Origin of the sequence: Photorhabdus sp. HUG-39 (assembly GCF_963878365.1) — a bacterium.
GTDB classification, from domain to species: Bacteria; Pseudomonadota; Gammaproteobacteria; order Enterobacterales; family Enterobacteriaceae; genus Photorhabdus; species Photorhabdus kayaii.
The window spans coordinates 1-26,215 of sequence record NZ_CAWNWY010000040.1 but is presented as its reverse complement, the minus strand read 5'-3'; the positions used below and the strand labels follow the sequence as shown (position 1 = coordinate 26,215).

25 protein-coding genes and 1 pseudogene are annotated in these 26,215 nt (G+C 41.3%); 12 read left to right on the top strand and 14 right to left on the bottom strand.

Going from position 1 to position 26,215, the window contains the following annotated elements; translation table 11 throughout:
* The first annotated feature begins 212 nt into the window (after window positions 1–212).
* Window positions 213–1,487 (top strand): tyrosine--tRNA ligase, encoded by a 1,275-nt coding sequence (gene tyrS, locus AAC155_RS20435; protein ID WP_112875785.1) that lies wholly within the window; start codon window positions 213–215, stop codon window positions 1,485–1,487.
* 99 nt (window positions 1,488–1,586) lie between these two features.
* The gene (gene pdxY / locus AAC155_RS20430; RefSeq protein WP_113043931.1) at window positions 1,587–2,450 is read left to right on the top strand and encodes a pyridoxal kinase PdxY; all 864 of its coding nucleotides are present in this window, start codon (window positions 1,587–1,589) and stop codon (window positions 2,448–2,450) included.
* 65 nt (window positions 2,451–2,515) lie between these two features.
* On the opposite strand, the gene gstA is transcribed toward pdxY, so the two are convergent.
* The 10 genes from gstA to pspF form a co-directional block, all read right to left on the bottom strand.
* On the bottom strand, window positions 2,516–3,121 hold the full coding sequence (gene gstA, locus AAC155_RS20425) for a glutathione transferase GstA (protein ID WP_113043930.1): 606 nt from the start codon (window positions 3,119–3,121) through the stop codon (window positions 2,516–2,518).
* A 10-nt stretch (window positions 3,122–3,131) separates the two neighbouring features.
* Window positions 3,132–3,290, bottom strand: a complete 159-nt coding sequence (locus tag AAC155_RS20420; RefSeq protein ID WP_158536610.1) for a hypothetical protein — start codon at window positions 3,288–3,290, stop codon at window positions 3,132–3,134.
* A gap of 343 nt (window positions 3,291–3,633) precedes the next feature.
* A complete protein-coding gene (locus tag AAC155_RS20415; RefSeq protein WP_113043929.1) occupies window positions 3,634–4,392 on the bottom strand; it encodes a hypothetical protein in 759 nt (252 codons plus the stop codon).
* Between the two features lie 435 nt (window positions 4,393–4,827).
* The gene (gene fabI, locus AAC155_RS20410) at window positions 4,828–5,616 is read right to left on the bottom strand and encodes an enoyl-ACP reductase FabI (RefSeq protein WP_011146814.1); all 789 of its coding nucleotides are present in this window, start codon (window positions 5,614–5,616) and stop codon (window positions 4,828–4,830) included.
* 174 nt (window positions 5,617–5,790) lie between these two features.
* Window positions 5,791–6,600: a putrescine export ABC transporter ATP-binding protein SapF gene (gene sapF / locus AAC155_RS20405; RefSeq protein WP_113043928.1), complete on the bottom strand. Its 810-nt coding sequence runs from the start codon at window positions 6,598–6,600 to the stop codon at window positions 5,791–5,793.
* Entirely contained in the window at window positions 6,601–7,593 is a 993-nt protein-coding gene (sapD, locus tag AAC155_RS20400; RefSeq protein WP_113043927.1) for a putrescine export ABC transporter ATP-binding protein SapD, read from the bottom strand.
* Window positions 7,593–8,483 carry a putrescine export ABC transporter permease SapC gene (sapC, locus tag AAC155_RS20395; RefSeq protein ID WP_113043926.1) on the bottom strand — a complete coding sequence of 297 codons (891 nt, stop codon included), beginning with the start codon at window positions 8,481–8,483 and terminating at the stop codon, window positions 7,593–7,595. The genes sapD and sapC overlap by 1 nt, the downstream gene beginning before the upstream one ends.
* Window positions 8,470–9,435, bottom strand: a complete 966-nt coding sequence (sapB, locus tag AAC155_RS20390; RefSeq protein ID WP_112875793.1) for a putrescine export ABC transporter permease SapB — start codon at window positions 9,433–9,435, stop codon at window positions 8,470–8,472. Before sapB ends, sapC begins: the two co-directional genes overlap by 14 nt.
* Window positions 9,432–11,096 carry an ABC transporter substrate-binding protein SapA gene (gene sapA / locus AAC155_RS20385; RefSeq protein ID WP_113043925.1) on the bottom strand — a complete coding sequence of 555 codons (1,665 nt, stop codon included), beginning with the start codon at window positions 11,094–11,096 and terminating at the stop codon, window positions 9,432–9,434. The genes sapB and sapA overlap by 4 nt, the downstream gene beginning before the upstream one ends.
* A gap of 256 nt (window positions 11,097–11,352) precedes the next feature.
* On the bottom strand, window positions 11,353–12,357 hold the full coding sequence (gene pspF / locus AAC155_RS20380) for a phage shock protein operon transcriptional activator (RefSeq protein WP_113043924.1): 1,005 nt from the start codon (window positions 12,355–12,357) through the stop codon (window positions 11,353–11,355).
* 180 nt (window positions 12,358–12,537) lie between these two features.
* Between pspF and pspA the strand changes: the two genes are divergently transcribed.
* From pspA to tyrR, 6 genes are all read left to right on the top strand, one after another.
* Window positions 12,538–13,212 (top strand): phage shock protein PspA, encoded by a 675-nt coding sequence (gene pspA, locus AAC155_RS20375; protein ID WP_113043923.1) that lies wholly within the window; start codon window positions 12,538–12,540, stop codon window positions 13,210–13,212.
* A gap of 37 nt (window positions 13,213–13,249) precedes the next feature.
* On the top strand, window positions 13,250–13,468 hold the full coding sequence (pspB, locus tag AAC155_RS20370; protein ID WP_113043922.1) for an envelope stress response membrane protein PspB: 219 nt from the start codon (window positions 13,250–13,252) through the stop codon (window positions 13,466–13,468).
* Window positions 13,468–13,821 (top strand): envelope stress response membrane protein PspC, encoded by a 354-nt coding sequence (gene pspC, locus AAC155_RS20365; protein WP_113043921.1) that lies wholly within the window; start codon window positions 13,468–13,470, stop codon window positions 13,819–13,821. Before pspB ends, pspC begins: the two co-directional genes overlap by 1 nt.
* Window positions 13,822–13,887: 66 nt before the next feature.
* A complete protein-coding gene (locus AAC155_RS20360) occupies window positions 13,888–15,285 on the top strand; it encodes a YcjX family protein (RefSeq protein ID WP_113043920.1) in 1,398 nt (465 codons plus the stop codon).
* The gene (locus tag AAC155_RS20355) at window positions 15,282–16,346 is read left to right on the top strand and encodes a YcjF family protein (protein WP_113043919.1); all 1,065 of its coding nucleotides are present in this window, start codon (window positions 15,282–15,284) and stop codon (window positions 16,344–16,346) included. The genes AAC155_RS20360 and AAC155_RS20355 overlap by 4 nt, the downstream gene beginning before the upstream one ends.
* Window positions 16,347–16,727: 381 nt before the next feature.
* Window positions 16,728–18,311 carry a transcriptional regulator TyrR gene (gene tyrR, locus AAC155_RS20350; RefSeq protein ID WP_113043918.1) on the top strand — a complete coding sequence of 528 codons (1,584 nt, stop codon included), beginning with the start codon at window positions 16,728–16,730 and terminating at the stop codon, window positions 18,309–18,311.
* A gap of 164 nt (window positions 18,312–18,475) precedes the next feature.
* On the opposite strand, the gene tpx is transcribed toward tyrR, so the two are convergent.
* Window positions 18,476–18,979 (bottom strand): thiol peroxidase, encoded by a 504-nt coding sequence (tpx, locus tag AAC155_RS20345; protein WP_113043917.1) that lies wholly within the window; start codon window positions 18,977–18,979, stop codon window positions 18,476–18,478.
* A 173-nt stretch (window positions 18,980–19,152) separates the two neighbouring features.
* Here tpx and AAC155_RS20340 point away from each other — a divergent pair, with 173 nt between their 5' ends.
* From AAC155_RS20340 to AAC155_RS20330, 3 genes are all read left to right on the top strand, one after another.
* On the top strand, window positions 19,153–20,793 hold the full coding sequence (locus AAC155_RS20340) for a peptide ABC transporter substrate-binding protein (RefSeq protein WP_113043916.1): 1,641 nt from the start codon (window positions 19,153–19,155) through the stop codon (window positions 20,791–20,793).
* Between the two features lie 16 nt (window positions 20,794–20,809).
* On the top strand, window positions 20,810–21,793 hold the full coding sequence (gene zntB / locus AAC155_RS20335) for a zinc transporter ZntB (protein ID WP_113043915.1): 984 nt from the start codon (window positions 20,810–20,812) through the stop codon (window positions 21,791–21,793).
* Window positions 21,794–21,937: 144 nt separating this feature from the next.
* Window positions 21,938–22,087: a hypothetical protein gene (locus AAC155_RS20330; protein ID WP_158536609.1), complete on the top strand. Its 150-nt coding sequence runs from the start codon at window positions 21,938–21,940 to the stop codon at window positions 22,085–22,087.
* Between the two features lie 170 nt (window positions 22,088–22,257).
* On the opposite strand, the gene ttcA is transcribed toward AAC155_RS20330, so the two are convergent.
* A complete protein-coding gene (gene ttcA, locus AAC155_RS20325; protein ID WP_191214959.1) occupies window positions 22,258–23,187 on the bottom strand; it encodes a tRNA 2-thiocytidine(32) synthetase TtcA in 930 nt (309 codons plus the stop codon).
* Window positions 23,188–23,709: 522 nt separating this feature from the next.
* Between ttcA and AAC155_RS20320 the strand changes: the two genes are divergently transcribed.
* A complete protein-coding gene (locus AAC155_RS20320) occupies window positions 23,710–24,129 on the top strand; it encodes a DUF4760 domain-containing protein (protein ID WP_113043913.1) in 420 nt (139 codons plus the stop codon).
* Window positions 24,130–24,505: 376 nt separating this feature from the next.
* Here the strand turns inward: AAC155_RS20320 and AAC155_RS20315 are convergent, their stop codons facing one another.
* Both AAC155_RS20315 and AAC155_RS20310 read right to left on the bottom strand, forming a co-directional pair.
* The gene (locus AAC155_RS20315) at window positions 24,506–24,751 is read right to left on the bottom strand and encodes a hypothetical protein (RefSeq protein ID WP_240002853.1); all 246 of its coding nucleotides are present in this window, start codon (window positions 24,749–24,751) and stop codon (window positions 24,506–24,508) included.
* Window positions 24,752–25,721: 970 nt separating this feature from the next.
* Window positions 25,722–26,215 (bottom strand): annotated as a pseudogene (locus tag AAC155_RS20310) (hypothetical protein); the annotation flags it as partial.

The following is a 26,215-nucleotide window of genomic DNA, read 5'->3' as shown; positions in this document are numbered from 1 at the left end:
TATAGTATTGGCGTTTTATCCTATGCCGCACTCTTTTTAAATCGCGATTTATACCCTATGGATTTCAAGATGCATCGCGACGGCAAGGGAGCGAATCCCCGGGAGCATAGATAACGATGTGACCGGGGTGAGCGAGTGCAGCCAACAAAGAGGCAACTTGAAAGATGACGGGTATACACACAGACAAAATACACAAATTGATGGAGTCATTAATGTCTAGCAATAACCTGATAAAACAACTGCAAGAGCGGGGCCTCATTGCCCAGGTGACGGATGAGAATGCGTTAGCGGAGAGACTGGCGCAGGGTCCTGTCTCCCTCTATTGTGGTTTCGATCCGACCGCTGACAGCTTGCATTTGGGGCATCTGGTTCCCTTGCTGTGTTTAAAGCGATTCCAGCTAGCCGGGCATAAACCCGTGGCGTTAGTTGGTGGAGCTACGGGTCTGATTGGTGATCCAAGTTTCAAAGCCACTGAACGTAAATTGAATACTGAAGCTACCGTTAAAGAGTGGGTGGAGAAAATTCGTAGACAAGTTTCACCTTTCCTCGATTTTGATTGTGGCGAAAATAGTGCTAAAACAGCCAATAATTATGATTGGTTTGGCAACATGGATGTTCTGACTTTCCTGCGTGATATCGGCAAACATTTCTCAGTTAATCAGATGATTAACAAAGAGGCGGTTAAACAGCGTTTGAACCGTGATGATGTGGGTATCTCTTTCACTGAGTTTTCTTATAATCTACTGCAATCCTATGACTTTGCTCGCCTGAATGAAGTACATGGTGTTGAGTTACAGATTGGTGGTTCTGACCAGTGGGGGAATATTACTTCTGGTATTGATCTAACGCGTCGTATCAACCAGAAACAAGTATTTGGCATGACCGTTCCATTGATCACGAAATCTGATGGCACTAAATTTGGTAAGACAGAAGGTGGCGCTGTTTGGTTAGATCCGAAGAAAACCAGCCCATACAAATTCTATCAATTTTGGATTAACACTGCGGATGCTGATGTTTATCGTTTCCTGAAATTCTTTACCTTTATGAATCTTGAAGATATTGATGCTTTGGAAGAAGAAGATAAAAATAGTGGTAAAGCTCCTCGTGCTCAGTACGTGTTGGCAGAACAAGTCACCGGTATGGTGCATGGTGAAGAGGGGTTAGCAGCCGCTAAACGGATTACAGAAAGTTTATTCTCTGGAGCTGCTGCTGATTTGACCGAAGCGGATTTTGCTCAATTGGCGCAGGATGGTATGCCAGTAATTGAGTTGGAAAAAGGGGCAGATTTGCAACAAGCTTTGGTTAATGCCGGGTTGGTACCTTCTCGTGGTCAGGCGCGTACGATGATCAGTTCCAACGCTGTCGCAATTAATGGTGAAAAACAATCTGAGCCTGAATACCTGTTTACTGACAGTAACCGTCTGTTTGATCGTTACACCCTGTTGCGTCGTGGTAAAAAACACGATTGTTTGATCTGCTGGAAATAACTAATATTGCATTATGATGGGGCAACAAATGTTGTCCTTTTTCTTACCATGACTTTAATCTTATAAACAGAAGCCAGAATAAAAATATAGGCCGTCATTGTGAAAAATATCCTTTCAATTCAATCTCATGTTGTTTTTGGTCACGCTGGCAACAGCGCTGCGGAATTCCCTATGCGTCGGATGGGGGTAAACGTATGGCCGTTGAATACAGTACAGTTTTCAAATCACACCCAATATGCTCAATGGAAAGGGTGTGTTATGCCAGCTAACCATCTTACAGAAATCGTTCAGGGCATAGAAGAAATTGAACAGCTCAAATCTTGCCATGCAGTACTGAGTGGATATATCGGTTCAGCGGAGCAAGGGGGCCATATTATCGATATAGTAAAACGGGTAAAAGCGGTGAATCCTGATGCTTGGTATTTCTGTGATCCCGTTATGGGCCACCCAGAAAAAGGTTGTATTGTTGTGCCTGGGGTGGCTGAATTTTTGTGTAAAGATGCCCTTCCTGTAAGTGATATCATTGCGCCAAATTTGCTGGAGCTTGAAACACTCAGTATGCAGAAAGTGACTAATGTAGAACAGGCTGTTATGGCTGCTCGAACACTATGTGATAAAGGGCCGGATATTGTACTGGTTAAACACCTTAGTCGCGCTGGTTATCAGACTGATCGTTTTGAAATGCTATTAGTGACTAAAGAACATAGCTGGCATGTAAGTCGGCCTTTGGTGGATTTTGGCGAACGCCAGCCAGTTGGTGTTGGTGATTTAACCAGCGGCTTGTTATTGGTTAATCTATTAAAAGGCGAGTCTTTACAAACTGCTCTCGAACATGTCGCTGCTGCGGTTTATGAAGTGATGGTAACAACCAAAGATATGGGCGAATACGAATTACAAATTGTGGCTGCTCAGGACAGAATGGTGGCACCTGGTCATAAATTCTGTGCGACACAATTAGATTAAACAATTAGATTAAGATATTTAACCGTTCCACCGATGTCATGTGGAACGGTTCTTTTATCCGTAAATCAAATTAACCCTTCAGCTTTCAGTGCATCACGAACATTTGGACGTTCTGCAATCCTCTCTTGATAAGCTTTAAGATGAATCAGATCAGATAGATCCAATTGCACTAAAGGTGCCCAATTACTGAGAGTGAATAAGTAAGCGTCAGCAACAGTAAAATGCTCCCCGGCAATGTATGGCTGTTTTGCTAATACTTCATCGATATACTTGAATCTTCTAAGTAGATTATTAATAGCAACAGGACGATAATTTTCTGGTGTTCCTGGTAAAAACAGAGGGGAAAATCCTTTATGGATTTCACTGGAAATATGACTAAGCCATTCAAGTTGATGATATCGTTCCATCGTTCCGGCTGGTGCAATTAATTTTTTGTCCGGTTTCTGGTCGGCAATATATTGGACAATAACAGCTCCTTCGGTGAGGATCTCATTGTTATCTAGCAGGAGAGTGGGTATCTGGCCTTTTGGATTGATTGCGAAAAAATTGTCGCCGTTCTCCGTTTTTTTAGTTTTCAGATCAACTTTAATCACGCTGAAATCAAGTCCTGCTTCACGAAGTATGATGTGGGGTGATAGAGAACAAGCTCCAGGTTGGTAATAAAGTTTCATGTATAGCTCCTTAAAAATTTTCGGTAATATACCCGTTATCTTTCAAGTTGCTTCTTTGTTGGCTGCACTCACTCACCCCGGTCACATAGTTCTCTATGCTCCCGGGGATTCGCTCCCTTGCCGCCGCGATGCATCTTGAAATCCATAGGGTATAGATATAATAGGACAAAGGAACTCAGTAAGGCATTGTCATAGCCTTGATACATACTACCACGGCATATGGAAATATACCCGTCATCTTTCAAGTTGCCTCTTTGTTGGCTGCACTCGCTCACCCCGGTCACATCGTTATCTATGCTCCCGGGGATTCACTCCCTTGCCGTCGCGATGCATCTTGAAATTCATAGGGTATATGTTATAGCAAATTAATGATTGAATAGATATCCGGTGGTCTGATCATATCGTGATGAGTGCTTTCTTATACTGTTATATAGCATATTTTACAACTGATGATATTATACGGAATAAATAATAGAGATTATTGATAGTTGCAAAAATTCATTTTATATTGATTATAATATAATTAATATATTATTTTTTCTAAATGATTTGTAATCATAGGAAAATAAATTGAATTTATTTGTAAAATCACTAAAATAGACCATGCATTGCCTATAGTTTCTTGTAAAAATATCTTTTTTATTCTCTTCATTAAAGTTTTCGACTAACTCATTGTAAATATTATTAATTGCTCTGATTTGTCCATTAAGCTTATTGACTGAATTGTTTATATTTCTAAGGCTAAATGAAACATCTGATATGTTTAAAGTGATTTCTTCCATCAATAAAGAGAGTTTATATATTTGTTTTTTATCTTCTCCATCGGGAATATTCTTTAATAATTGTTGTATTTTTATATGTGTTTTTTCTGCAAAACTTTTCTTGCTTTCAAAATAAATTTGAGATATTTCAAATGGTTGTGGTAATTTCGAGATGAAATTTTCTAGCTTACTAAAATCTGATTCAATTTCTTTCAATGCATGATTGACTCTGGCAATATAACCATGGCCTAAATAGCCACTGCTAAGTGAACCTAAATAGGTTGTTGCTTTGTGTATATTTTTAATAATTCTATCAATATCTTGTTCATCGGAATTATATGCATATTCATAATCCTCCAATGCTGATGGCCAGTGATATAATGATCCACTAAATTCATTCCAAGAAGCTGCAATTTCTTGGGATAGATCATGATTTTTCAGGCATTCTGGCAATTTTATATTGGTAATTGATTTAAACATATTGGATATAATTAAAAAATCATTTTTCATTTTATGCACCTTGCTAAAATAATAAATGTCACTAAATTGTATAAAAGCATGAAATATAATATTAAACCTAAAAGATTAAAATGATAATAAAAATAAAATATTGAAATAGAAATATTGTACTGATAATCGATTTTATGAAATTAAGTTGTTGATTATATTAAAGGACATATTACTGATTAGTGCAAGGAAACAAGATGATATTTTTTATTTCGGTAAAACAATTATAAGGTAATATCGTTTAACTCTTTAATTACAAAGGTTTTAATAATTCTTTCCAATTGTTTTTTATATTTTGATTTAAAATTAATTTTTACCTATTAGTGATGATTTAATGAAGTGATTAATCTATTTATTTTATTGATAAATAAAAGGCCCGAAAAACAGGCTCTTCGGGCCTTGGCCTTATGAATTAAAAGTTACTGATTATTAATCAGATTATTTCAATTCCAGTTCATTCATTGCGGCAATGCTGAAACCACCGTCAACATGCAGGATTTCACCGGTAATACCGCCGGACAGATCCGAGCACAAGAATGCCGCAGCGTTACCAACATCTTCAGTTGTTACAGTGCGGCGAATTGGGTTAACGGATTCACAGTGAGCCAGCATTTTACGGAAATCTTTGATGCCAGACGCAGCCAAAGTACGGATAGGCCCGGCAGAGATACCGTTAACACGAATACCTTCAGCGCCCATGGCGTTAGCCATATAACGGACGTTAGCTTCCAGAGATGCTTTTGCCAGACCCATTACATTATAGTTAGGGATTGAGCGCTCTGCTCCCAGGTAGGTGAGAGTCAGTAAAGCAGAATTTGGGTTCAGCATTTCACGGCAAGTTTTTGCCATAGCAACAAAGCTGTAAGAGCTGATGTCGTGCGCGATTCTAAAGCCTTCGCGGGTAACGGAACTGACATAGTTACCATCCAGTTGATCAGCAGGTGCAAAGCCAATGGAGTGAACAAAACCATCGAATTTCGGCCAAATTTTGCTCAGTTCGGTGAACAGGACTTCAATGCTTTCGTCTTCAGCTACATCGCAAGGCAGAACGATAGTAGAATTTAGGGAAGCAGCAAATTCTTCAACACGAGGTTTCAACTTGTCATTTTGATAAGTGAAAGCCAGCTCAGCTCCCTGGTCATGCATTGCTTTTGCAACGCCATAAGCGATGGAGAGTTTACTGGCGACGCCAGTGATCAGAATGCGCTTGCCGGTCATAAAACCCATAACAGTATCCTTGTGTGATAACGCCGGTAATGATATTCATGGATTAAAATTGCTCACAGAGACAATATCAATATGACGTTTTATTGTTAATAAACCCAGTAATTCTATCACGCTAGAGAGAAATATGCTGTATTTTGCGTTCTGCTCCGAGCAGTGATTATCGTTTTCTATATGTTAAGGAATATCCTGCCGCCAGGCATCAGCGGTGAGTGCTTCACCAAAATGGCTAGCGATTAAACGGCGGGTCATATCGTGCAGAGGGGAAGCCAACACTTCTGCTGTATTTCCCCGCTCAACAACTTCCCCTTGATGCATGACCAGCACCTGATCGCTGATATGTTTCATCATGCCAAGATGCTGGGTGACATAGAGGTAAGAAATACCTTGTTTTTCCTGTAATTCCAACATCAGATTAATGATTTGAGATCGCATAGACATATCGAGTGATGCTAATGCCTCATCAGCAATAATAATCTGAGGTTGTAATATCAATGCGCGCGCCAGTGCTACCCGCTGTTTCTGGCCTGAGGCTAACATATGTGGATAATAATTGGCATGGTCCGGTAGCAGGCCAACTTGTCGCAATGTCTGGTTGATCCGTTTTTCCCGCTCCATTGTATTAAGCGCTGTATTAAGCAGAAGGGGAATATCAAGAATTTGACCAATACGCTGACGAGGATTTAGCGACGTACTTGGGTCCTGAAATATCATACGAATGCGTTGGCTACGATAACTGTAATCACCGTAAGTGAGTTTATGGCCTTCGATCATGATTTCGCCGGAAGTTGGCTCGATGACGCCTGAAAGCATTTTTGCCAGTGTTGATTTTCCAGAACCGTTTTCACCAATAATCGCCAGCGTCTGTTTAGCTTTTAAGGTAAAACTAACGGGTTTTACCGCATTGAGATGTTGACGGTGAAAAAAACCTGTTCGATAACGAAAAGTTTTAGCCAAGTTCCTGACTTCTAGCAGAGTGTTAATCAATTACTGTTCCTCCAGATTCAGTGGAAAGTGGCAGGCAAAAGCGTGGTTTTTAATCACCCGCAACCGTGGTGTTTCAATACACGTTTTTTGCGCATAAGGGCAACGTGGACCTAAACGGCAGCCGATGGGTAAGTGCTCAAGGGATGGAATAGCGCCTGATAAGGTGTTTAACCTGCTTTTATGGGGCAAAGAGCTACTAAAATCAGGGATAGCGCGGCTTAACGCTTGTGTGTAAGGGTGGTGTGGTATTACCAATAATTCATCGGGAACGGCGCTTTCGACCGTTTGACCACAGTACAGAACATTAATGCGATCCACCAATTTGCTCATGACTTGCAAGTCATGACTTATCAGTAAAATGGTGGTGTTGTTGTTCTGATTCAATCGTGCTAACAGACGGAAAATCTGAGCTTGTGTGGTCGGTTCCATCGCATTGGTTGGTTCATCTGCAATCAGCAGGCGTGGTTGGTTAGCCAATGCGATAGCAATCATGACCTTTTGGCACTCTCCCTCCGTTAACTCGTAAGGGAAGCTATTCATAATGTCTTTATGATCTTTAATTCCCACACGGTGGAGTAATTCAATAGCCCGGCGTTTTCGCCATTTGAAACGTTGCCACCAACGGCCTTTGTATGTCCAGCAGGGAATGGCTTGAATGAGTTGACGACCAATATTTTCAGAAGGATCAAGACAGGATTGTGGCTCCTGAAAAATCATTGAGATATTGTGGCCGATCACTTTTCGGCGCTGACGTGGAGTCAGACGGAGCAGGTCAATATCATCGAAGCGAAAACGGTCAGCCGTCACTTTGAGATTATCTTTAGTGACTCCGCTTATTGCTTTGGCAATCAAGCTCTTACCTGAGCCGGATTCACCAACCAGACCACGTATTTCGCCTTCTGTCAGTGACATACTGACGCGATCAACCGCTTTAACTGGCCCTTTGGCAGTCATAAATTCAATAGTAAGATTGCGAATGTCGAGTAATGGCATTATTCCACCCCGGAATTGATTGCTCGGTGTAATCCATCACCTAATAAATTGACTAACAAGACACAGAACATAATTACCGCGCCGGGCAACATAACGGTCCAGGGCGCAACATAGATTAGCTCCAGTGAATCGCCCAACATGGCTCCCCATTCTGGTGAGGGAAGTTGGGCGCCAAGATCAAGAAAACCAAGTGAAGCGATATCAAGTATGGCGATAGAAAGGGCGCGTGTTAGCTCGTTGACCAAGGCGGCGGTAATGTTTGGTAATACGGCATACCATAGAATGTGGTAATTAGAGGCGCCATCCAGGCGAGCGGCAATAACATATTCTTTATCTAGCTCATCGTGAACGGCGCTGTAAACTGTGCGAACGATACGTGGCAATAGCGCCAACCAAATAGCGATTATTGCATGTTGCAAACTGGCACCCACAAAGGCGACGACAATGATTGCCAGCAATAGTGATGGGATAGAGAGTAATGTATCGAGAATATGATTGAGCACCGCGGATTTCAGTCCTCGTGTCATGCCTGCCAGACAGCCAATAATCAGACCACATAAAGCGGCTGCTAAAGTGACTAACAGCGCTGAACCAAATGTAGAGGCCGTACCTATTAGTAATCGGCTGAGAATGTCGCGTCCAAGATCGTCGGTACCTAGAAAAAATGCGATATTACCGTGATATGACCATGAAGGTGGCAGCAACTGATGACCAAGAAATTGTTGATCGAGCTTATAGGGGGCCAGATAGCTACCAAACAGACTTAGGGCGATCAGAATCAGCACCCCATAAAACCCCATCATTGCCAACATATCAGAATAGAAAAAGCGCCAGATGACCTTTATCGGTGACGGCATTTTCTTTTCACGATAAAAATTATCTAAGGGCATACCATTCCTTATGCTTCAGAGGGTTAGCCATTGCGCCAATAATATCAGACAGAACATTGACAAAAATCACCAGTGTGCCAATCACCATAACACTGGCAGAAATGGCGGAATAATCTTGCTGACGAATGGCACTGACCAACCAATGACCAAGTCCCGGCCAGTTAAATACGAGTTCTGTCATCATTGCCAGTGTCAGCATGGTGGAAAATTGTAATCCTAGTTTCGGAATGATAGGGGGCAACGCATTGTGTAATACATGACGACGGATAATTGTCAGCCTTGATAAACCACGGGTTGCGGCGGCTTTAATATAGTTTTCACCAAAAACTTCTTCTGTGCTGTTCCTCATCAACCGGATAACTTCGGTTGTCGGTGCAACGGCGAGTGTAATAACGGGTAGCAGCAAGTGTTGCATGGCACTAATGATCATCTCATTACGATAGGGTGATTTTGATAACCAGGCATCAATTAATGAGAAACCTGTCACAGGTTCAATCTGATATAGCAGATTAAAGCGCCCGGAGACGGGTAGCCAGCCGAGATAAAGAGAGAAAAATAGAGTCAGTAATAATGCTAGCCAAAAAATCGGGATGGAAAATCCGACTAAAGCAATGGAGATGATAACAGTATCCGCGGGTTTGTTACGCCATACTCCCGCAATAATTCCGAGTGGGATGCCGACGAGTAAGGCGGTAGAGAAAGCCAGAATACAGAGCTCCATTGTAGCGGGGAACACTTCCCGTAGTTGTCCGCTGATAAGTTCACCATTAATGCTGGATACGCCAAAATCCCATAGTAATAAGCTGTTGAAATAGAATATATAAGCATCAAATAGGGATGCCCCGCTGAGTGGAGCATTGGGGGTAAAGTAACTTAGGCTAAAGCTTATCAGTGACAGGAAAAACAGGGTAATAATCAGCAATAGCAGACGACGGAGAGTGTAAATAATCATTTGTCACCCTTCTGATTCATTCGATTAGTCTCTTTTTCCCGATAAACTCCAGCGAAAGAGGTATTACCAAATGGGCTGAGTACCAGCCCTTTAATATCATGACGGTAGGCTTGTAAATGCAGAGAATAGGCTAATGGTAATATAGGTAATTGCTGCTCAAGGACTTGTTGAGCCGCATGATAATACTTAATTCTGGATAATAATTGCTGGTTAATCAAAGCTTCCCGCAAAATTTTATCAAATGTTGGCTCACACCAATGGCTGAAATTTGTTTGTGAAGCGATAGCAGCACAACTTAACAGTGGACGGAAAAAACTGTCTGGGTCATTACTGTCAGTTGACCAACCTGATAATGTCATATCGTGAGATTTATCCATCAGTTTGGTTTCCTGAAAGCGGCCCTCAACAGGTTTGATACTCATGGTAATACCAACTTGTGCTAAATCGGCCTGAATCAGTTCTGCCATTTTGAGTGGACTTGGATTATATGATTGAGAGGCGGAAGGTACCCATAAGCTCAATTGCAAGCCATTTAATCCGAGGTCATTAAGCATTTTGCGTGATTTTTCTGGGTTGTATTCCGTAATTTCAGTTTGATTATCATAAGCCCATGACGCCCGAGGTAAAATTGATGAGGCTGTTTCCGCCGTACCATAATAGATGGATTGCATCAGCCGTTGGTTATTAATAGCGTAAGCAATGGCTTGCCGAACCTGTAGCTTATCAAGAGGTGGTTTGCTGGTATTGAAAGCCAGATAAGCGATATTCATTCCTGGGCGTAAAGTCAGACGCAGGCGAGGATCATCTCGTAAAACGGTAAGCTGACTGGCAGCGGGATACGCTAATACATCACATTCACCGGTTAAAAGTTTAGACATCCTGCCGGTGCCGCCGGCGCCGACGTCAATAACTATTTGGCGCATTTGTGGTTTGCCTTTCCAGTATTTATCATGACGAACCAGACGGATAAATTGTCTGGTCCGATGATCTTCCAACATAAACGGGCCTGTGCCGACAGGTTTCCAGTCAATTTGTTCATGGCGATTCATTTGATGCAATTGTTGCCCATATTCTTGTGAAAGTATTGGGGCATAGTGGGTTGCCAAATGCCAAAGAAAAGAAGCATCTGGTTCGTTCAAGCGAAACTCCACCGTATATTCATTAAGTTTACGGATACTTTGAATAGAATCGGCCAGTTGGAGGCTGTCAAAATAGGGGTAATGCCCGCCATTGACGTTGTGATAATAGTGTTGCTTATCAAACAGACGCTTAAAGCTGAAAATGACGTCATCAGCATTCATGTTACGGGTCGGAGTAAACCAGTCTGTTGATTGAAATGAGACATTATGGCGCAAATAAAAACGGTAGGTAGCACCGTTATCCAGTATTTCCCAATGGGAGGCTAATTCAGGGAGTAAACGATAAGTATAAGGGTCAACATCTAGTAGGCGTTCATAGAGTTGTGCTGCCAGTGTATCGACGGTTAAACCGCTGCTAGCCAGTTGGGGATTAAAGGTATTCAGGTTGCCATTAACGCAATAAATAAGCCCTTGTTGCTGAATGTCAGCCGGAGCGTGGGGATTTTTTTCAGGCGTAGCTATTGTTTCTGCAATAGCAGGAGCTGAAAGGGATAATATGATCCAATAAATCAAACTGCGCATATAAGGCATCTGTTATTAATTAGAATTGACACATTGTATCTCAATTCGCGCTTGAGCCCAAAAAAACGCTGCGGGGATGATAATGAGAAAAATTCTCAACAAAGTGCTTTACAAAACGTATTGATAACCATTATCATCTGTATCGCACTTCCGGGGAACAGTTTTTGTATCTCAGGAAAGGCACGACATTGCTCACATTGCTTCCAGTGTTTTTTAGCCAGCTCGGGTGCTGGCTTTTTTTTATCTGTAATCCGGATCACTTATCGCCGACGTTGATATCATGTTTCTTCATTAAGCCTCGTAATTGATAATAGGTCAGTCGTAGTTTCTCTGCTGCTTTTCTTTGGTTAAATCTGCTCTCTTTTAATGATAGCGCTATTAATTGTCGTTCGCTGTCATGTTGCCACTGTTTCAAATTAACGGGCAGTGAAGGCAGAAGTTGTGAAGATAAATCATTATTATCATCAACATTGGCTATAAAATGTGGTGTGGAGGCGAATGGGTTAATAATAATATTATCAAGTTGAGCAGAATTTTCGCCGTGACGATAAACCGATCGTTCCACAACATTTTTCAGTTCACGAATATTACCGGGCCACGTGTAATCCTGTAACTGTTGTCTTGCCTGGTCAGTGAACCCGGGAAATAGTGGTAAATCAAGTTCGCGGCACATCTGAATAGCAAAATGCTGCGCTAACAACATGATATCCTGCTGTCTTTGCCGCAATGGTGGGATTTTAACCACATCGAAAGCCAGCCTATCGAGCAAATCAGCGCGGAATTGCCCCTTAGCTGCCATTGCGGGCAGACTCTCATTGGTCGCGCATATCAGTCGAGCATCAACTTGTAATGATTGGCTGCCGCCAACGCGTTCAAGATGCCCATATTCAATGACACGCAATAGCTTTTCTTGAACTTGCATTGGTGCGGTTGCCAATTCATCAAGAAATAGCGTTCCTCCATCAGCACGTTCAAATCTTCCTTGGTGCCTCTTTTGTGCACCGGTAAATGCGCCAGCTTCATGACCAAATAACTCTGAATCCAATAAATTTTCATTCAGAGCCGCGCAGTTTAGGGAGATAAATGGGCCTTGCCAGCGGGGAGATAAATAATGCAAACGGCGGGCAATCAGCTCTTTACCGGTTCCGCGTTCCCCAATAACGATAACCGGTTTGTTTAATTTTGCCAGCGCGGATACCTGTTCCAGAATTTCAATAAAGCTGTTTGCTTCACCCAATAGGTTTTCTGTGGCGTCATTCATGGTTATTTTCACCGATAATTGGTTATTTTAGCCACTTTATTACGTTGTGATAAAAAGTTAAATAAAAAAATTTCTTTATATTTCATGAAAATAAAGTAAATGAAAAGTTGGCACGACTCTTGATAGATAAAAGTGACATGAATAGTATTAACCAACCTTAACCAAAGAGGATAATTTGTTATGGGTATTTTCTCTCGTTTTGCTGATATCGTGAATGCCAATATCTCTTCATTACTGGATAAAGCGGAAGATCCGCAGAAAATGATTCGTCTAATGATTCAGGAAATGGAAGACACTTTAGTTGAAATTCGCTCAACTTCCGCCCGTGCTCTGGCAGAGAAAAATCAGTTATCTCGCCGCATTACCGCAGGTGAACAACAAATGCACGACTGGCAGGAAAAAGCGGAACTGGCGTTGAATAAAGAGAGAGAAGATTTGGCACGGGCAGCCCTGCTTGAAAAACAGAAAGTGGCTGCTTTAGTGGATACATTGAAACATGAATTGACCATACTGGAAGAGACACTTGAGCGAATGAAAGGGGAGATTGTTGAGCTTGAAAACAAACTTAGCGAAACCCGAGTAAGACAACAGGCATTGGCTTTGCGTCATCAGGCGGCCGCCTCTTCCCGACAGGTTCGTCATCAGCTAGACAGCGGTAAAATTGATCAGGCAATGGCTCGCTTCGAACAATTTGAACGCCGTATCGATCATATGGAAGCGGAAGCAGAAGCCGTGGGCATGGGAAAACAAAAATCGCTGGATCAACAGTTTGCTGAATTAAAAGCAGACGATGAAATCAGTGCGCAGTTAGCGGCAATGAAGGCTAAAATAAATGCTAATAAAGAACAACATTAAGTGTTGGCGCACTCAACTAACCATTTAAGGAAAAGTGATGGGCTCTATATTTCTTGGCATTCCGCTGACTATTTTTGTACTTTTTGTGTTACCCATCTGGTTGTGGTTGCATTATAACAACCGGAATTCAAACCAAAGTCAGTTAGATCAGAATGAAATTCAGCGTCTGGCAGAGCGTGTACAACATATGCAGGCACGAATCAAAACATTGGAAGATATTCTGGATGCGGAACATCCTGATTGGAGGCAATCATAATGTCGAATGGTAACCGCCGGAAACTGTATCGAATACCTGAGAAGGGCAAAATTAAAGGTGTTTGTGCTGGGTTGGCCTATTATTTTGATGTACCAGTACGTTTGATTCGTGTCATCGCGGTATTGTCACTCTTTTTTGGCCTGTTTGGTTTTGTGGTTGTTGCTTATATTGTACTGGTTTTCGTCCTTGATCCGGCACCCACGGGTTATACCGAAGAGGCCCATTTTTCAGTACAAAACTTGCTGAATGAAATCGATTATCAATTGAAATCGGGAGAGATTCGTCTGCGCCAAATGGAGCGTTATATCACCTCAGAAACGTTCAGCGTTCGCAGTCGTTTCAGGCAGCTTTGATAGCAAAAATTACCTATGGCTCGGCTGATACAAAAAAATTGTTGTAATACTTATCTCAGGAGAGACATGAAACGGCTACAAAATGAATTAACTGCGTTGGTGAATCGTGGGATGGATCGCCATTTACGGTTAGCTGTAACAGGATTAAGTCGTAGTGGTAAAACAGCGTTTATCACATCTTTGGTTAATCAGTTACTTAACCTCCATAGCGGTGCCCGGTTGCCGCTATTTTCTGCTGTGCGTGACGGTCGCTTGTTGGGTGTAAAACGGGTTCCTCAACGTGATTTGGGCGTTCCTCGTTTTACTTATGATGAAGGGTTGACCTCACTTTACAGCACACCGCCAGCCTGGCCGACTCCGACGCGGGGTGTCAGTGAAATCCGTCTGGCACTTCGTTACCGTTCTGGGGATTCTCTGCTGCGCCATTTTAAAGAAACTGCCACGTTATATCTGGAAATTGTGGATTATCCCGGCGAATGGCTGTTGGATCTACCGATGTTGGCGCAAAGTTATTTAACATGGTCACATCAGATGAATAGCTTATTGCAGGGACAAAGAGCTGCATGGGCAAAACCTTGGTTGGAACTTTGTAAACAGTGCGATCCACTGGCACCCGCAGATGAGAATCTGTTGGCTGCTATTGCTCATGCCTATACGGAATATTTGGTTAAATGCAAAGAGCACGGTTTACATTTTATTCAGCCGGGGAGATTTGTTCTGCCCGGTGATATGATGGGTGCTCCGGCTTTACAATTTTTCCCGTGGCCGGATATCAACAATATCACTGAGTCACGATTTGCTCAGGCAGATAGACACACGAATATCGGTATGCTGCGTCAGCGCTTTGAATATTACTGCCAGTCGGTGGTGAAAGGGTTTTATAAAGCGCATTTTCTACGTTTTGATCGACAGATTGTGTTGATAGATTGTTTACAGCCATTAAACCGTGGACCACAAGCATTTAATGATATGCGTTTGGCGCTGACACAATTAATGCAAAGTTTTCATTATGGTAAACGAACGCTCTTCCGCCGCCTGTTTTCCCCTTGCATTGATAAATTAATGTTTGCTGCCAGTAAAGCCGATCACATTACCGCAGATCAACATGCTAATTTGGTTTCTTTACTCCAGCAATTGATTCAGGAAGCCAGACAAAATGCGGTTTTTGAAGGTATCAGCATGGATTGTGTTGGCCTGGCATCGGTACGAGCGACAGAAAGTGGCGTGATTGAACACAATGGTGAAAGTATTCCGGCGTTGAAAGGATATCGGCTTACAGATGGTAAACCGCTGACATTTTTTCCCGGAGAGGTGCCACGGCGTTTACCTGAGGATAACTTCTGGCAAAAACAGGGTTTCTCTTTCGAAGAGTTTAGCCCTTGTCCGGTAAATGTGGATACACCATTGCCTCATATCCGGTTGGATACCGTGCTGGAATTTTTAGTGGGAGATAAAGTGAAATGACGGAGCCCTTGAAGCCAAGAATTGACTTTACAGAATCCTTATCGGGGCCACAAGAGCCGGTTTTAAAGCCTGCTCAGATCTTTAATGAAAAAGACACAGCAAATTTTTGTCCTGCTTCACTGGAACTTGAGGCTGAAGAACGCGAAGGTCAGGTAGAAGGGATAGTTAATGCAGCACTGAAACCTAAGCGTAGTTGCTGGCGTAGAATGGTATATGGTTCTCTGATGTTATTGGGGGTGAGTGCTGTTGCTCAGTTTGTGCAGTGGATTTATCAATCATGGCAGCAACAGGATTGGAGCGCATTAGGTGTAGCGGCAACCGGGGGCATGATTGTCTTTGCGGGAATAGGTTCTCTTGTCAATGAGTGGCATCGTCTTTATCGGCTAAGAATGCGGTCTGAGGAACGCGATACTGCGAGAGCGTTATTGCAGCATCATGGCGTGGGTAAAGGGCGGGAATTTTGTGAGAAGTTGGCAAGTCAGGCGGGTATCGAACAGCATAACCCGGCGTTACAGCGCTGGCGAGCCGCTTTACATGATACACATAACGATCGTGAAGTGGTGGTGTTGTACAGTAAATGGGTTCAACCTGTTTTGGACTCTCAAGTCAAGGCTGAAATCAGCCGCTGTGCTGCGGAATCGGCATTAATGATAGCAGTTAGCCCGTTGGCCATTGTCGATATGGCATTTATTGCCTGGCGTAATATCCGGCTAATTAATCGTATTGCAGCTCTATATGGTATTGAACTGGGATATTTCAGTCGTATTCGGCTCTTCCGCCTTGTTCTGCTGAATATTGTTTTTTCTGGTGCTTCAGAAGTGGTGCGGGAAGTGGGTATGGATTGGTTATCGCAGGATATCGCTGCGCGTCTTTCTGTCAGAGCCGCTCAAGGGATCGGTGTAGGTTTACTGACTGCCCGGTTGGGTATTAAAGCGATGGAATTATGTAGGCCATTACCTTGGATAGAAGGTGATAAACCCAAATTAGGAGATTTCCGTCGTCAGCTAATCACTCAACTTAAGAATATCCTACCAAATAAGTCTAAGAATATAGTTAATTAAATGATATATACTTTAATTCTATATGAACGCACAAAATATCCAGATAACGACAATATTTTACGTTATTTTATTAGTTTGTTTTATAATCAATCTTAGAGTTTGTTTATTTTAGTGAAAGTTTCAAATACTGTGTTATACCCAATGGATTTCAAGATGCATCGCGACGGCAAAGGAGCGAATCCCCGGGAGCATAGATAACTATGTGACCGGGGTGAGTGAGTGCAGCCAACAAAGAGGCAACTTGAAAGATAACGGGTATATTTGCGACATTAAAAAACCGGAGTCTGGTCAATTTTTACTGACAGAACGCTTCATATGAATAATTGTAGAGAGTAGTATTTTAAAAAATTATATGTATTAGTGTAAATAAGGTCAAAACAGATGCGCTTAGAAGTTGCTTGCCATGATCGAATTGGGCTGACCCGTGAACTGCTCGATCTACTGGTATTAGAGAATATTGATTTAAAAGGGATAGAAATATCTCAAATCGGCCGGATTTACCTTAATTTTTCACAAGTTGATTTCAATGTATTTCGTAAATTGATGGCAGAAATTCGCCGTATTAATGGTGTTATTGATGTTCGTACCGTCTCTTTTATGCCTTCAGAAAGAGAACACAAAGCGATGTGTGCCCTGTTGGAATCCTTGCCTGAGCCTGTTTTTTCAGTTGATCTGAAAGGAAATATTGAGCTTGCTAACTCCGCGGTGTTTAAGCTGTTTGGTGTTAGTGAGGAACAAACTTATCAAAAACCTATCGGGCAGTTTATCAGCGGTTATAACTTTTCGCGCTGGTTTGAAAATAAAAATATCCAGCAACGTGTGGAAAGGATAACTCTCAAAGGTCTGGACTACCTGATGGATATTACTCCTATTCAGCTGATTGATGAAAAGCAGAAAATGCAATGTGTTGGCACAGTGATTATGCTCAAATCTGCTGCTCGAATAGGGAATCAACTGAAAAAACTGACTGTCAATGATGGTAGTGAATTTAAGGCGATTATCGCTGTTAGCCCAAAAATGACTCAGCTTATTGAACAGGCTCGTAAAATGGCGATGCTGGATGCGCCACTGTTGCTGATTGGTGAAACAGGAACTGGCAAAGACATTTTGGCAAAAGCCTGTCATTTGCACAGCTTACGCGGAAAACAGCCCTTTTTGGGGTTGAACTGCGCATCGATGCCGGATGATGTAGTAGAAAGTGAACTGTTTGGCTATGCTGCCGGCGCTTATCCGAATGCGATTGAAGGAAAGAAAGGTTTCTTCGAGCAGGCTAATGGCGGCACTGTTTTACTGGATGAAATTGGCGAAATGTCGCCACAGATGCAAATTAAGCTGCTGCGTTTTCTTAATGACGGTACTTTCCGCCGAGTAGGGGAAGAAAATGAAGTCAAAGTGAATGTCAGAGTTATCTGTGCTACACAAAAAAATCTGGTTGAATTGGTGCAGCGAGGGGAATTTCGCGAAGATCTCTATTATCGTCTTAATGTGTTGGCGATTACCCTCCCGCCGTTGCGTGATCGTAAAGCAGATATTATGCCGCTGGTGGAGTATTTTATTGAGCGTTTTTCTGAAGAACAGGGAGTACTGAAACCGAAATTGTCCCCTGAACTTCCCCACTTTCTGACGAGTTACAGTTGGCCCGGTAACGTAAGGCAGTTACAAAATGCCATCTATCGGGCGCTGACTCAGCTTGAAAATATGGAGCTGACGCCGCGGGATATACAACTGCCAGAGTTTGAAACAGAGGTTTCTTTTAGTGAAGATGTGTTCAATGGTTCTCTGGATGAAATCAGTAAACGTTTTGAACGTTCGGTGTTAACGCGTCTTTATCGGCACTATCCCAGTACGCGTAAACTGGCTAAACGTCTTGGGGTATCGCATACTGCGATTGCCAATAAATTGAGAGAATATGGTCTGAGTAGCAGGAAGCATGCTACCGAATATGAGCCGGATGGTGATGAATAAAATAATGCCCACCGGAAGTGGGCATTATATCCCGTCATCTTTCAAGTTGCCTCTTTGTTGGCTGCACTCGCTCACCCCGGTCTCATAGTTTGCTATGCTCCCGGGGATTCACTCCTTTGCCGTCGCGATCCATCTTGAAATCCATAGGGTATAAATCATGGGATTTATTTCAGTGCGGCCAGTGCGCTATCGTAATTTGGCTCATTAGTAATTTCATCAACCAGTTGGCTATAAATCACGTTATCGCTTTCATCAAGCACAATGACTGCACGGGCTGTGAGACCACTCAGAGGACTACCGCTGATGGCAACGCCATAATCTTCACTGAAAGTACCGCCACGTAGGGTAGACAGCGTGACGACATTTGATAACCCTTCCGCGCCACAGAAACGGGACTGAGCAAAAGGCAGGTCGGCAGAAATGCACAGTACGACGGTATTTTCCAAATCATTCGCTACCTGATTAAATTTACGTACTGATGCCGCACAAACACCGGTATCGATACTTGGGAAAATATTCAGCACCTTACTTTTTCCGGCATAGTGGCTAAGAGAGACATCGGAGAGATCTTTGGCTGTCAGAGTAAAATCTTTCGCTTTTTCCCCTGATTTTGGGAACTGGCCGCTTACGGCGATATCATTGCCTTGAAATTTTACTGTTTGTGTCATAGCTTTCTTCCTCTGATAAATGAACCACGATTGCCCAGTGTAGAAGAATATTCAGTTCTTGCCCATCAAAAATAGTGCTTGTGAGAGTAAAATTGTCTGATTGTGTCATTCTGACAATGGCTTATAATTTAGTAATGGGATATCTATTTTATAACAGGGCAGATTATTACCTTATGCGCTATTTCAATCTGATTTCTTGTGCACTACTTATCAATAGTTTTCTTATTATCAATAGTTCTCTTATCACCGTTTCTGCTTTTGCTGCGGAAGTTCCTCCTGGCACTCAGCTTAATGACAAACAGGAACTGGTTCGTCACCTAAAAGACGAACCGGCATCCTTAGACCCGATTAATGCTGTGGGTTTGACAGAGGCGCAAGTTCAGCGTGATCTGTTTGAAGGTCTGGTGAATCAGGATGCGTATGGCAATGCTATTCCCGGTGTCGCAACAGCGTGGAAAACCGCGGACAACAAAACGTGGTTTTTTACCTTGCGTTCTGATGCCCGTTGGTCAAACGGCGAACCCGTTACCGCGACAGATTTTGTGTATAGTTGGCAGCGGTTGGTCACTCCAGCTAATACGTCATCTTTTGCTTGGTTTGCCGCACTAGCGGGTATTGAAAATGCTCAGGAAATTATTGACGGTAAACTGCTACCAGCAAAACTGGGTGTTGAGGCCATTGATAAGCACACATTAAAGGTGACATTAAACCGGCCTGTACCTTATTTTCCCAACCTGACTGCGAATTTCAGTCTCTATCCGGTAAATAAGAAAACAGTAGAAAAATATGGGAAAGAGTGGATAAAAGTTGGTCATTTGGTGGGGAATGGTGCTTTCAAATTACATGATCGAATTGTTAATGAAAAAATCGTTCTGACACCAAACCCTTATTACTGGGATCATAAAAAAACCGTCCTGACCAAAGTCACATTCGTACCAATTAATCAGGAATCGCACGCGACTAAACGCTATCTGGCGGATGATTTGGATATTACCGAATCTTTCCCGAAAAATATGTATAAAAAATTGCAGCATGAATTACCTGGGCAAGTCTATACGCCGGATCAGTTGGGGACCTATTATTACGCTTTTAACACCCAACGTGCGCCAACGAATGATGCCAGAGTGCGTAAAGCGCTTTCTATGACAATTGACCGTAAAATTATTGCGGAAAAAGTCTTGGCGACAGGGGAGAAACCTGCCTGGCATTTTACGCCGGATGTGACCGCGGGTTTCCATCCAGTGATCAGTGACATGGAACAACATACGCAAGCAGAATTGGACCAACAGGCTAAGGTTTTGTTACAAGCGGCTGGTTACGGGCCGAACAATCCATTGAAACTTTCTCTGCTCTATAATAATTCTGAAAACCACCAGAAAATTGCGATTGCTATTGCCTCTATGTGGAAGAAAAAACTGGGGGTGCAAGTAAGTTTGATGAATCAGGAATGGAAAACTTATATTGATAGCCGTAACACGGGTAATTTTGATGTTATTCGTGCATCTTGGGTGGGTGATTATAACGAGCCATCTACATTTCTAAGTCTGCTAACGTCAACGCATAGTGGCAATATTGCTAAATTCCATCAGGCAAATTACGACAAACTGCTACAATCTGCTAGTTTGCGAACAGATGATGGCTTAAGAAACGATGACTACAACAAAGCGGAGCAAATGATTGCTGAACAGGCGCCTATTGCACCGATTTATCAGTACACTAACGGCAGGTTGATAAAACCTTGGTTGAAAGGATATCCGATCACCAATCCAGAAGACGTGGCATATAGTCATACTATGTACATAATTAAGCATTAAGGGTAAGGAGCTGGATGTGGAAACCATTTATGGCTCATCATTGCAAGAGGCTGATGCAGTCTATGCTTGTCAGTTTAATGGTCAAGGCGGCATGACGCCGATTGACATGAATGGATTAGCCACACCAGCTCAACCTTTCTGGCAACATCTGGATTACCACAATCCCAAAAGTTATCGCTGGATAATGGACACGGATCTGTTACCAGAAACAGTCAAAAAGGGGCTGGCCGGAGAGAGTTTTAGACCAAAAATAGTTCGTACCGGAGATGGTACGATGATTACGCTGCGAACAATTAATAGCAATAAAAGTGAACGTCCCGATCAACTGGTAACGTTCCGTATTTATATTAATTCTGAAATTATCGTTTCCAGTCGCCATCGTAAAGTTCATTCACTGGAACAGGTACTGAGTGATTTACAGAATGGAATAGGCGCGAAAACGACCGGGCACTGGTTGGTTGAAATAGCTGATGCAATAACCGATGAAGTGGGTAATTTTATTGAAGATCTTCATGACAACCTTATTGAGCTTGAGAATATGATTCTTGAGCAACGGATACCGGGGCGGGGTGGGTTGGCTTTACTGCGTAAGCAATTGATTATTCTGCGCCGTTATATGGCGCCTCAAAGAGATGTATTTTCTCGTCTCGCCAATGAAAGATTACTCTGGATGAGTGATGAAGATCGTCATCGAATGCAGGAAATATCTGACCGCTTAGGAAGGGAATTGGATGATTTGGATGGTTGTATTGCTCGCACAGCGATTATTTCAGATGAAATTACCTCTATGATGGCGGATGCGATGAACCGTCGTACTTATACTATGTCATTATTTGCCATGATTTTTTTACCGACAACATTCCTGACTGGATTATTTGGTGTCAACCTTGGCGGTATTCCTGGTAATGAAAACCATCTGGGTTTTAGTATTTTTTGTTTGCTGTTATTGGGATTGATTATATTTGTTGCCTTCTGGTTAAAAAGAAGTAAATGGCTATGAAAATTAAATAGTTATTTGGAGATATGAAACATAACTACGGAGAAGTGTTACTAAAACTAGTCCTTAATTTGAGATATATCAATATTCACCAGTCGTCATTGAGGCATGATAACTCTCGCAGGTGAAAACAACGTTAAGCGATGAATGTTGTTCTCCGTAATTGTAGTTTTTCTCACATATACCCTATGGATTTCAAGATGGATCGCGACGGCAAGGGAGCGAATCCCCGGGAGCATAGATAACGATGTGACCGGGGTGAGTGAGCAGCCAACAAAGAGGCAACTTGAAAGATGACGGGTATAAGTCTTTATACAGAATAATTGCCCATTCTTGTGCCGATATTAATTTCTAATGTCGGCTTTTTTTATTTTTCATTTGTTGCTTTAGGAAAATAAATAAAAATCAAGACGAAAGTGAAAGAGAAGCAGAAATTAACGCTCTGAAGTATATCCAGAGCGGAATAACTATTTGACTTCAATGATATCCAGCCGTTCTGATTGATAATCGGGTTGATCTTCTATATCAACAACGGGTTGTATGGGTAATTCCTCGCGGTCAAAGGCGAGATCGCCACCATCGATAATTTCGCTGTCGTGAGTGATATTTTTAAAATCGAATAGATTAAAATCGCTGAGATGTGATGGAACGACATTTTGTACCGCACGAAACATGGTTTCAATTCTGCCCGGATAACGCTTATCCCATTCCCGTAACATATCCTTGATAACCTGGCGTTGCAAATTGGGTTGCGAACCACAGAGATTACAAGGAATGATCGGGAATGCTTTGGCGGTTGCATAGCGCTCAATATCTTTCTCGCGGCAATAAGCGAGAGGGCGAATGACAATATGTTTACCATCATCACTCATCAACTTTGGTGGCATACCTTTTAGTTTGCCGCCATAAAACATATTGAGAAATAAGGTTTGCAAAATATCATCACGGTGATGGCCTAATGCAATTTTCGTTGCGCCCAACTCAGTGGCAGTGCGATATAAGATGCCACGGCGTAGGCGGGAACAAAGAGAACAAGTTGTTTTACCTTCGGGTATCTTCTCTTTCACTATGCCATAAGTGTTTTCTTCGACAATTTTATATTCGACACCCAGTTCATCCAGATAAGCGGGAAGGATATGCTCAGGAAAACCGGGTTGTTTCTGATCCAGATTAACTGCAACAAGTGAAAAATTAACCGGAGCACTTTTTTGCAGATTTTGCAGGATGGACAGCAGGGTATAGCTGTCTTTACCACCAGAAAGGCAGACCATAATGCGATCGCCTTCCTCAATCATATTGAAATCAGCGATTGCTTGACCGACATCACGGCGTAAGCGCTTCTGTAATTTGTTCAGGTTATATTGTTGTTTCTGATCCACCACGGACGCTCTGTAAATAATATTTAAATGGGATTTAGGCGGTGGAGTATACCATTTTTGTTACCTTAACACCTTAAAGAGTTTGTGATAGCTTCCGTCCGTTTTTACCTGTTGATGCGGATGGATTGACAGTTTTTTCTGTATGGAAGATGAAGATCGTCCATACTCTAAATTCTGTTGATAACCGGTATCAGAATGGAGATGAAAATCAAAACTCTGGTTGTTAAATTTGTTGAACTAGGGGTTCAATCGAACTATTATCACGTTAGGTGATATAAATTTATATCATGTTAAGTGACATCAATTTGATAAAAAACCGGTGAGCCATGTAGTACCCATGACAAATGGGATTGTTACCTATGTAAACCTTTACTGGTATCTACTAAACAAGAGAGGTGTAGATGATGAAAAGATTTATTTGTGATGAATTCGAATGGGTTTAACCATTAAAATAGTAGAGTATACAGGTAATGGACAGGTTAAGCGAAAAGCGGAGCAGAGCCTCCGCTTTTTTAAGGATGATGATATGGCAGCAGAACCATAACAAGTAACTCAAAAACGGCTAGAAAGTCACAGACGGCTATTTTTCTTTCTGAAAGTAGAAGTGATTTTGGTTTCTGGGAAGGTCACAAAGTTATCAGAAAAATCCATGAGTCAGGTAGGTCCTTTAGATCTTATATCTATGACGAAGATCTAACAGAAGAAAACGTTGAAGACAGAAGGCGCATTCACTATTTTCTTAACTTTTTTGAAAGGGTATCAGTTAACGTAAAAAATAACATTTATGATGAATGTATGTTAAAGGAAGTACTGTATAGTACGGCAGTTAAAAACTTTGAGATAGTAGAACCTTTTATAAAAGCTTTGAGCGAGAAATTTAATAGCCAAACTTATTACCAAGAATATGAGTGGCTTGCTAGAAAGTGGCAAAAAGATCCGTTGAAAATCAATAGAAAATAAGATAGACCCGTCTCACTCGGTTTTTTTATCTTTAATCAGCTTGTTTCGGCAGGCTTTTTTGTGAGTGAAATTTTTTTGATTTATTTTGTAAATAGCTATAGAGATAATCATAAAAATATATAATGAAATGTAAGAAATAAATAAGATGATATATGTGACTCTGTTTATATTTATATTTATATTTAAATTAAATGTTAAATATAAGCTTGTAGTCTGTCAGGTGTATTTGAAATATAAAACAAATATCATTCCAATAGAGAAGGATAATATGCTGATGGAGTTAGTTAAAATATAGATCTTTAACCAATTTGTCATGTTTTTCGGTAATCGCTGAATAAAATCGTAGGACTCTTTATACATATATTTACTATCCTTTTCATTGATTCTTATTATTTTTCCAATGAGTAATTGGTAAAAAAATAGCAACTTGAAACTGACCATAAACACCCAAAAAACGGCCCAGCTTTACTCCTGCTGATAAATAAAGTCCTTTTCCTATATATAATTCAATAATTTCATCCATTTTACTCTGATTTATTTTGTAAATAATGATTGACACAACTAAAAAAACAAGAAATAAAATATAAAGGATAGTCATAATGATAAGAGTTAATCTGTTCATGTTAATTTCCTGTTTGTGTTTTAATCAATAGGGTGTGTTTTATGTATTCGTTAAATTCTTGTATAACAAGAGAAGTAGACAGCTTAAGATGAATAAGAATATAGAGAATAAATAATAATAGATAATCATTATTGATGCAAGTTTTTTAGGTATACTCTTTGCGAACTCATATGCTTCTTGCGGGATGGAATTACCTATAAAAGCACGAGATATTATAGTCTTTCTTCTAGTTATTATCTGGTAGAGGAAACATGATAGATAATAACTCCCATAGAAGCCAGAAAACGATATTACATATATAATTTGTGGTATAAAAAAACCATTTTGTATATATTCGCCTCTAATTTCTATGAAGGATTTTTTATTTATTCCATAAAAAACGAATAAAGATGGCAACAAAAACATACTAACTAAAAATAAAGAAATCATGATAAAGTTAACTGTATTAATTAAGATGTTCATGTTATTTACTTACTATTTTGTCTATTAAAAGATCTCCTGCTTTGCTTCCGGCAACTCCACCTACTACACTACAGACAGCTACGCATATCCATTTAGCACGATGAATAATATTTTTGAATTAATATTATTATTGTTAATATGAGAGCAAATGCTACACCTATATAAGTGATAATGATGCATGTTTTCATCCAATGCGTTAAACTGGAGGGTAGATTTTGAATAAAGTAATAAGATTCTTGGTGCATGTATTTACTATCAGGCTGATTTATCTTCATTTTTTTTCCAGTTAACAGCATGTAGAAGAACAAAACGACGTGAATCTGATCACGCATCCTTCCGAAGCGTTGTATTATTATGCCTGTTGGTAAATAAAGTCCTTCTTCTATATATAATTCAATAATTTTATCCATCTTTTTTTGGTTTATTTTGTAAATGGCTATTGATATAACCAAAAATAAAATAGATAAGAAAAAACATATGGTCATTACCAAATCCAATATGCACATAGTCAATTTCCAATAAACGAATCTACAACGAATTCAGCAGCCTTTTCGCCACCTTTACTTCCAACATAGCCTCCTGCTAAACCGCCACCAACCATGCAAAGTCCGGCAACTAAACCTCCTGTTGCAGCTCCAAGAGCAACACATGCTGCTCCTGCTGCCATAGTGCCACCATATCCTATGGCCATCCCACCACCCGTTCTACCAACAAATTTACTATATTCTTTGATAGCCACTTTTTCACATTTTCCGGTCTGCCCATAATTACAGGCATCAATAACCTGGCCGGTGGTATCGGTAAAGTCTAAGCCGATTGCAACCCAGCCACCATATTTCATCCATTTAACCATTTTAGCACTGCGGGTGATTATATGACTATATCCCTTTATCGCGCCAATCCCTGCTTTATCCCATTGGTGAGCAATGGCTTTGGTTGATAATTTTAGCGCATGTTTTAAATTAGGATGTTGGTCGATTTTCAAAGAGAGTCGGCCAACTT

Coding starts and splice junctions, on each gene's coding strand:
- tyrS (WP_112875785.1), top strand. CDS start 213: ATGTCTAGCAATAACCTGATAAAACAACTGCAAGAGCGGGGCCTCATT.
- gstA (WP_113043930.1), bottom strand. CDS start 3,121: ATGAAACTTTATTACCAACCTGGAGCTTGTTCTCTATCACCCCACATC.
- AAC155_RS20415 (WP_113043929.1), bottom strand. CDS start 4,392: ATGAAAAATGATTTTTTAATTATATCCAATATGTTTAAATCAATTACC.
- fabI (WP_011146814.1), bottom strand. CDS start 5,616: ATGGGTTTTATGACCGGCAAGCGCATTCTGATCACTGGCGTCGCCAGT.
- sapD (WP_113043927.1), bottom strand. CDS start 7,593: ATGCCATTACTCGACATTCGCAATCTTACTATTGAATTTATGACTGCC.
- sapC (WP_113043926.1), bottom strand. CDS start 8,483: ATGCCCTTAGATAATTTTTATCGTGAAAAGAAAATGCCGTCACCGATA.
- sapB (WP_112875793.1), bottom strand. CDS start 9,435: ATGATTATTTACACTCTCCGTCGTCTGCTATTGCTGATTATTACCCTG.
- sapA (WP_113043925.1), bottom strand. CDS start 11,096: ATGCGCAGTTTGATTTATTGGATCATATTATCCCTTTCAGCTCCTGCT.
- pspF (WP_113043924.1), bottom strand. CDS start 12,357: ATGAATGACGCCACAGAAAACCTATTGGGTGAAGCAAACAGCTTTATT.
- pspA (WP_113043923.1), top strand. CDS start 12,538: ATGGGTATTTTCTCTCGTTTTGCTGATATCGTGAATGCCAATATCTCT.
- pspB (WP_113043922.1), top strand. CDS start 13,250: ATGGGCTCTATATTTCTTGGCATTCCGCTGACTATTTTTGTACTTTTT.
- pspC (WP_113043921.1), top strand. CDS start 13,468: ATGTCGAATGGTAACCGCCGGAAACTGTATCGAATACCTGAGAAGGGC.
- AAC155_RS20360 (WP_113043920.1), top strand. CDS start 13,888: ATGAAACGGCTACAAAATGAATTAACTGCGTTGGTGAATCGTGGGATG.
- AAC155_RS20355 (WP_113043919.1), top strand. CDS start 15,282: ATGACGGAGCCCTTGAAGCCAAGAATTGACTTTACAGAATCCTTATCG.
- tyrR (WP_113043918.1), top strand. CDS start 16,728: ATGCGCTTAGAAGTTGCTTGCCATGATCGAATTGGGCTGACCCGTGAA.
- tpx (WP_113043917.1), bottom strand. CDS start 18,979: ATGACACAAACAGTAAAATTTCAAGGCAATGATATCGCCGTAAGCGGC.
- AAC155_RS20340 (WP_113043916.1), top strand. CDS start 19,153: ATGCGCTATTTCAATCTGATTTCTTGTGCACTACTTATCAATAGTTTT.
- AAC155_RS20330 (WP_158536609.1), top strand. CDS start 21,938: ATGTTGTTCTCCGTAATTGTAGTTTTTCTCACATATACCCTATGGATT.
- AAC155_RS20315 (WP_240002853.1), bottom strand. CDS start 24,751: ATGAACAGATTAACTCTTATCATTATGACTATCCTTTATATTTTATTT.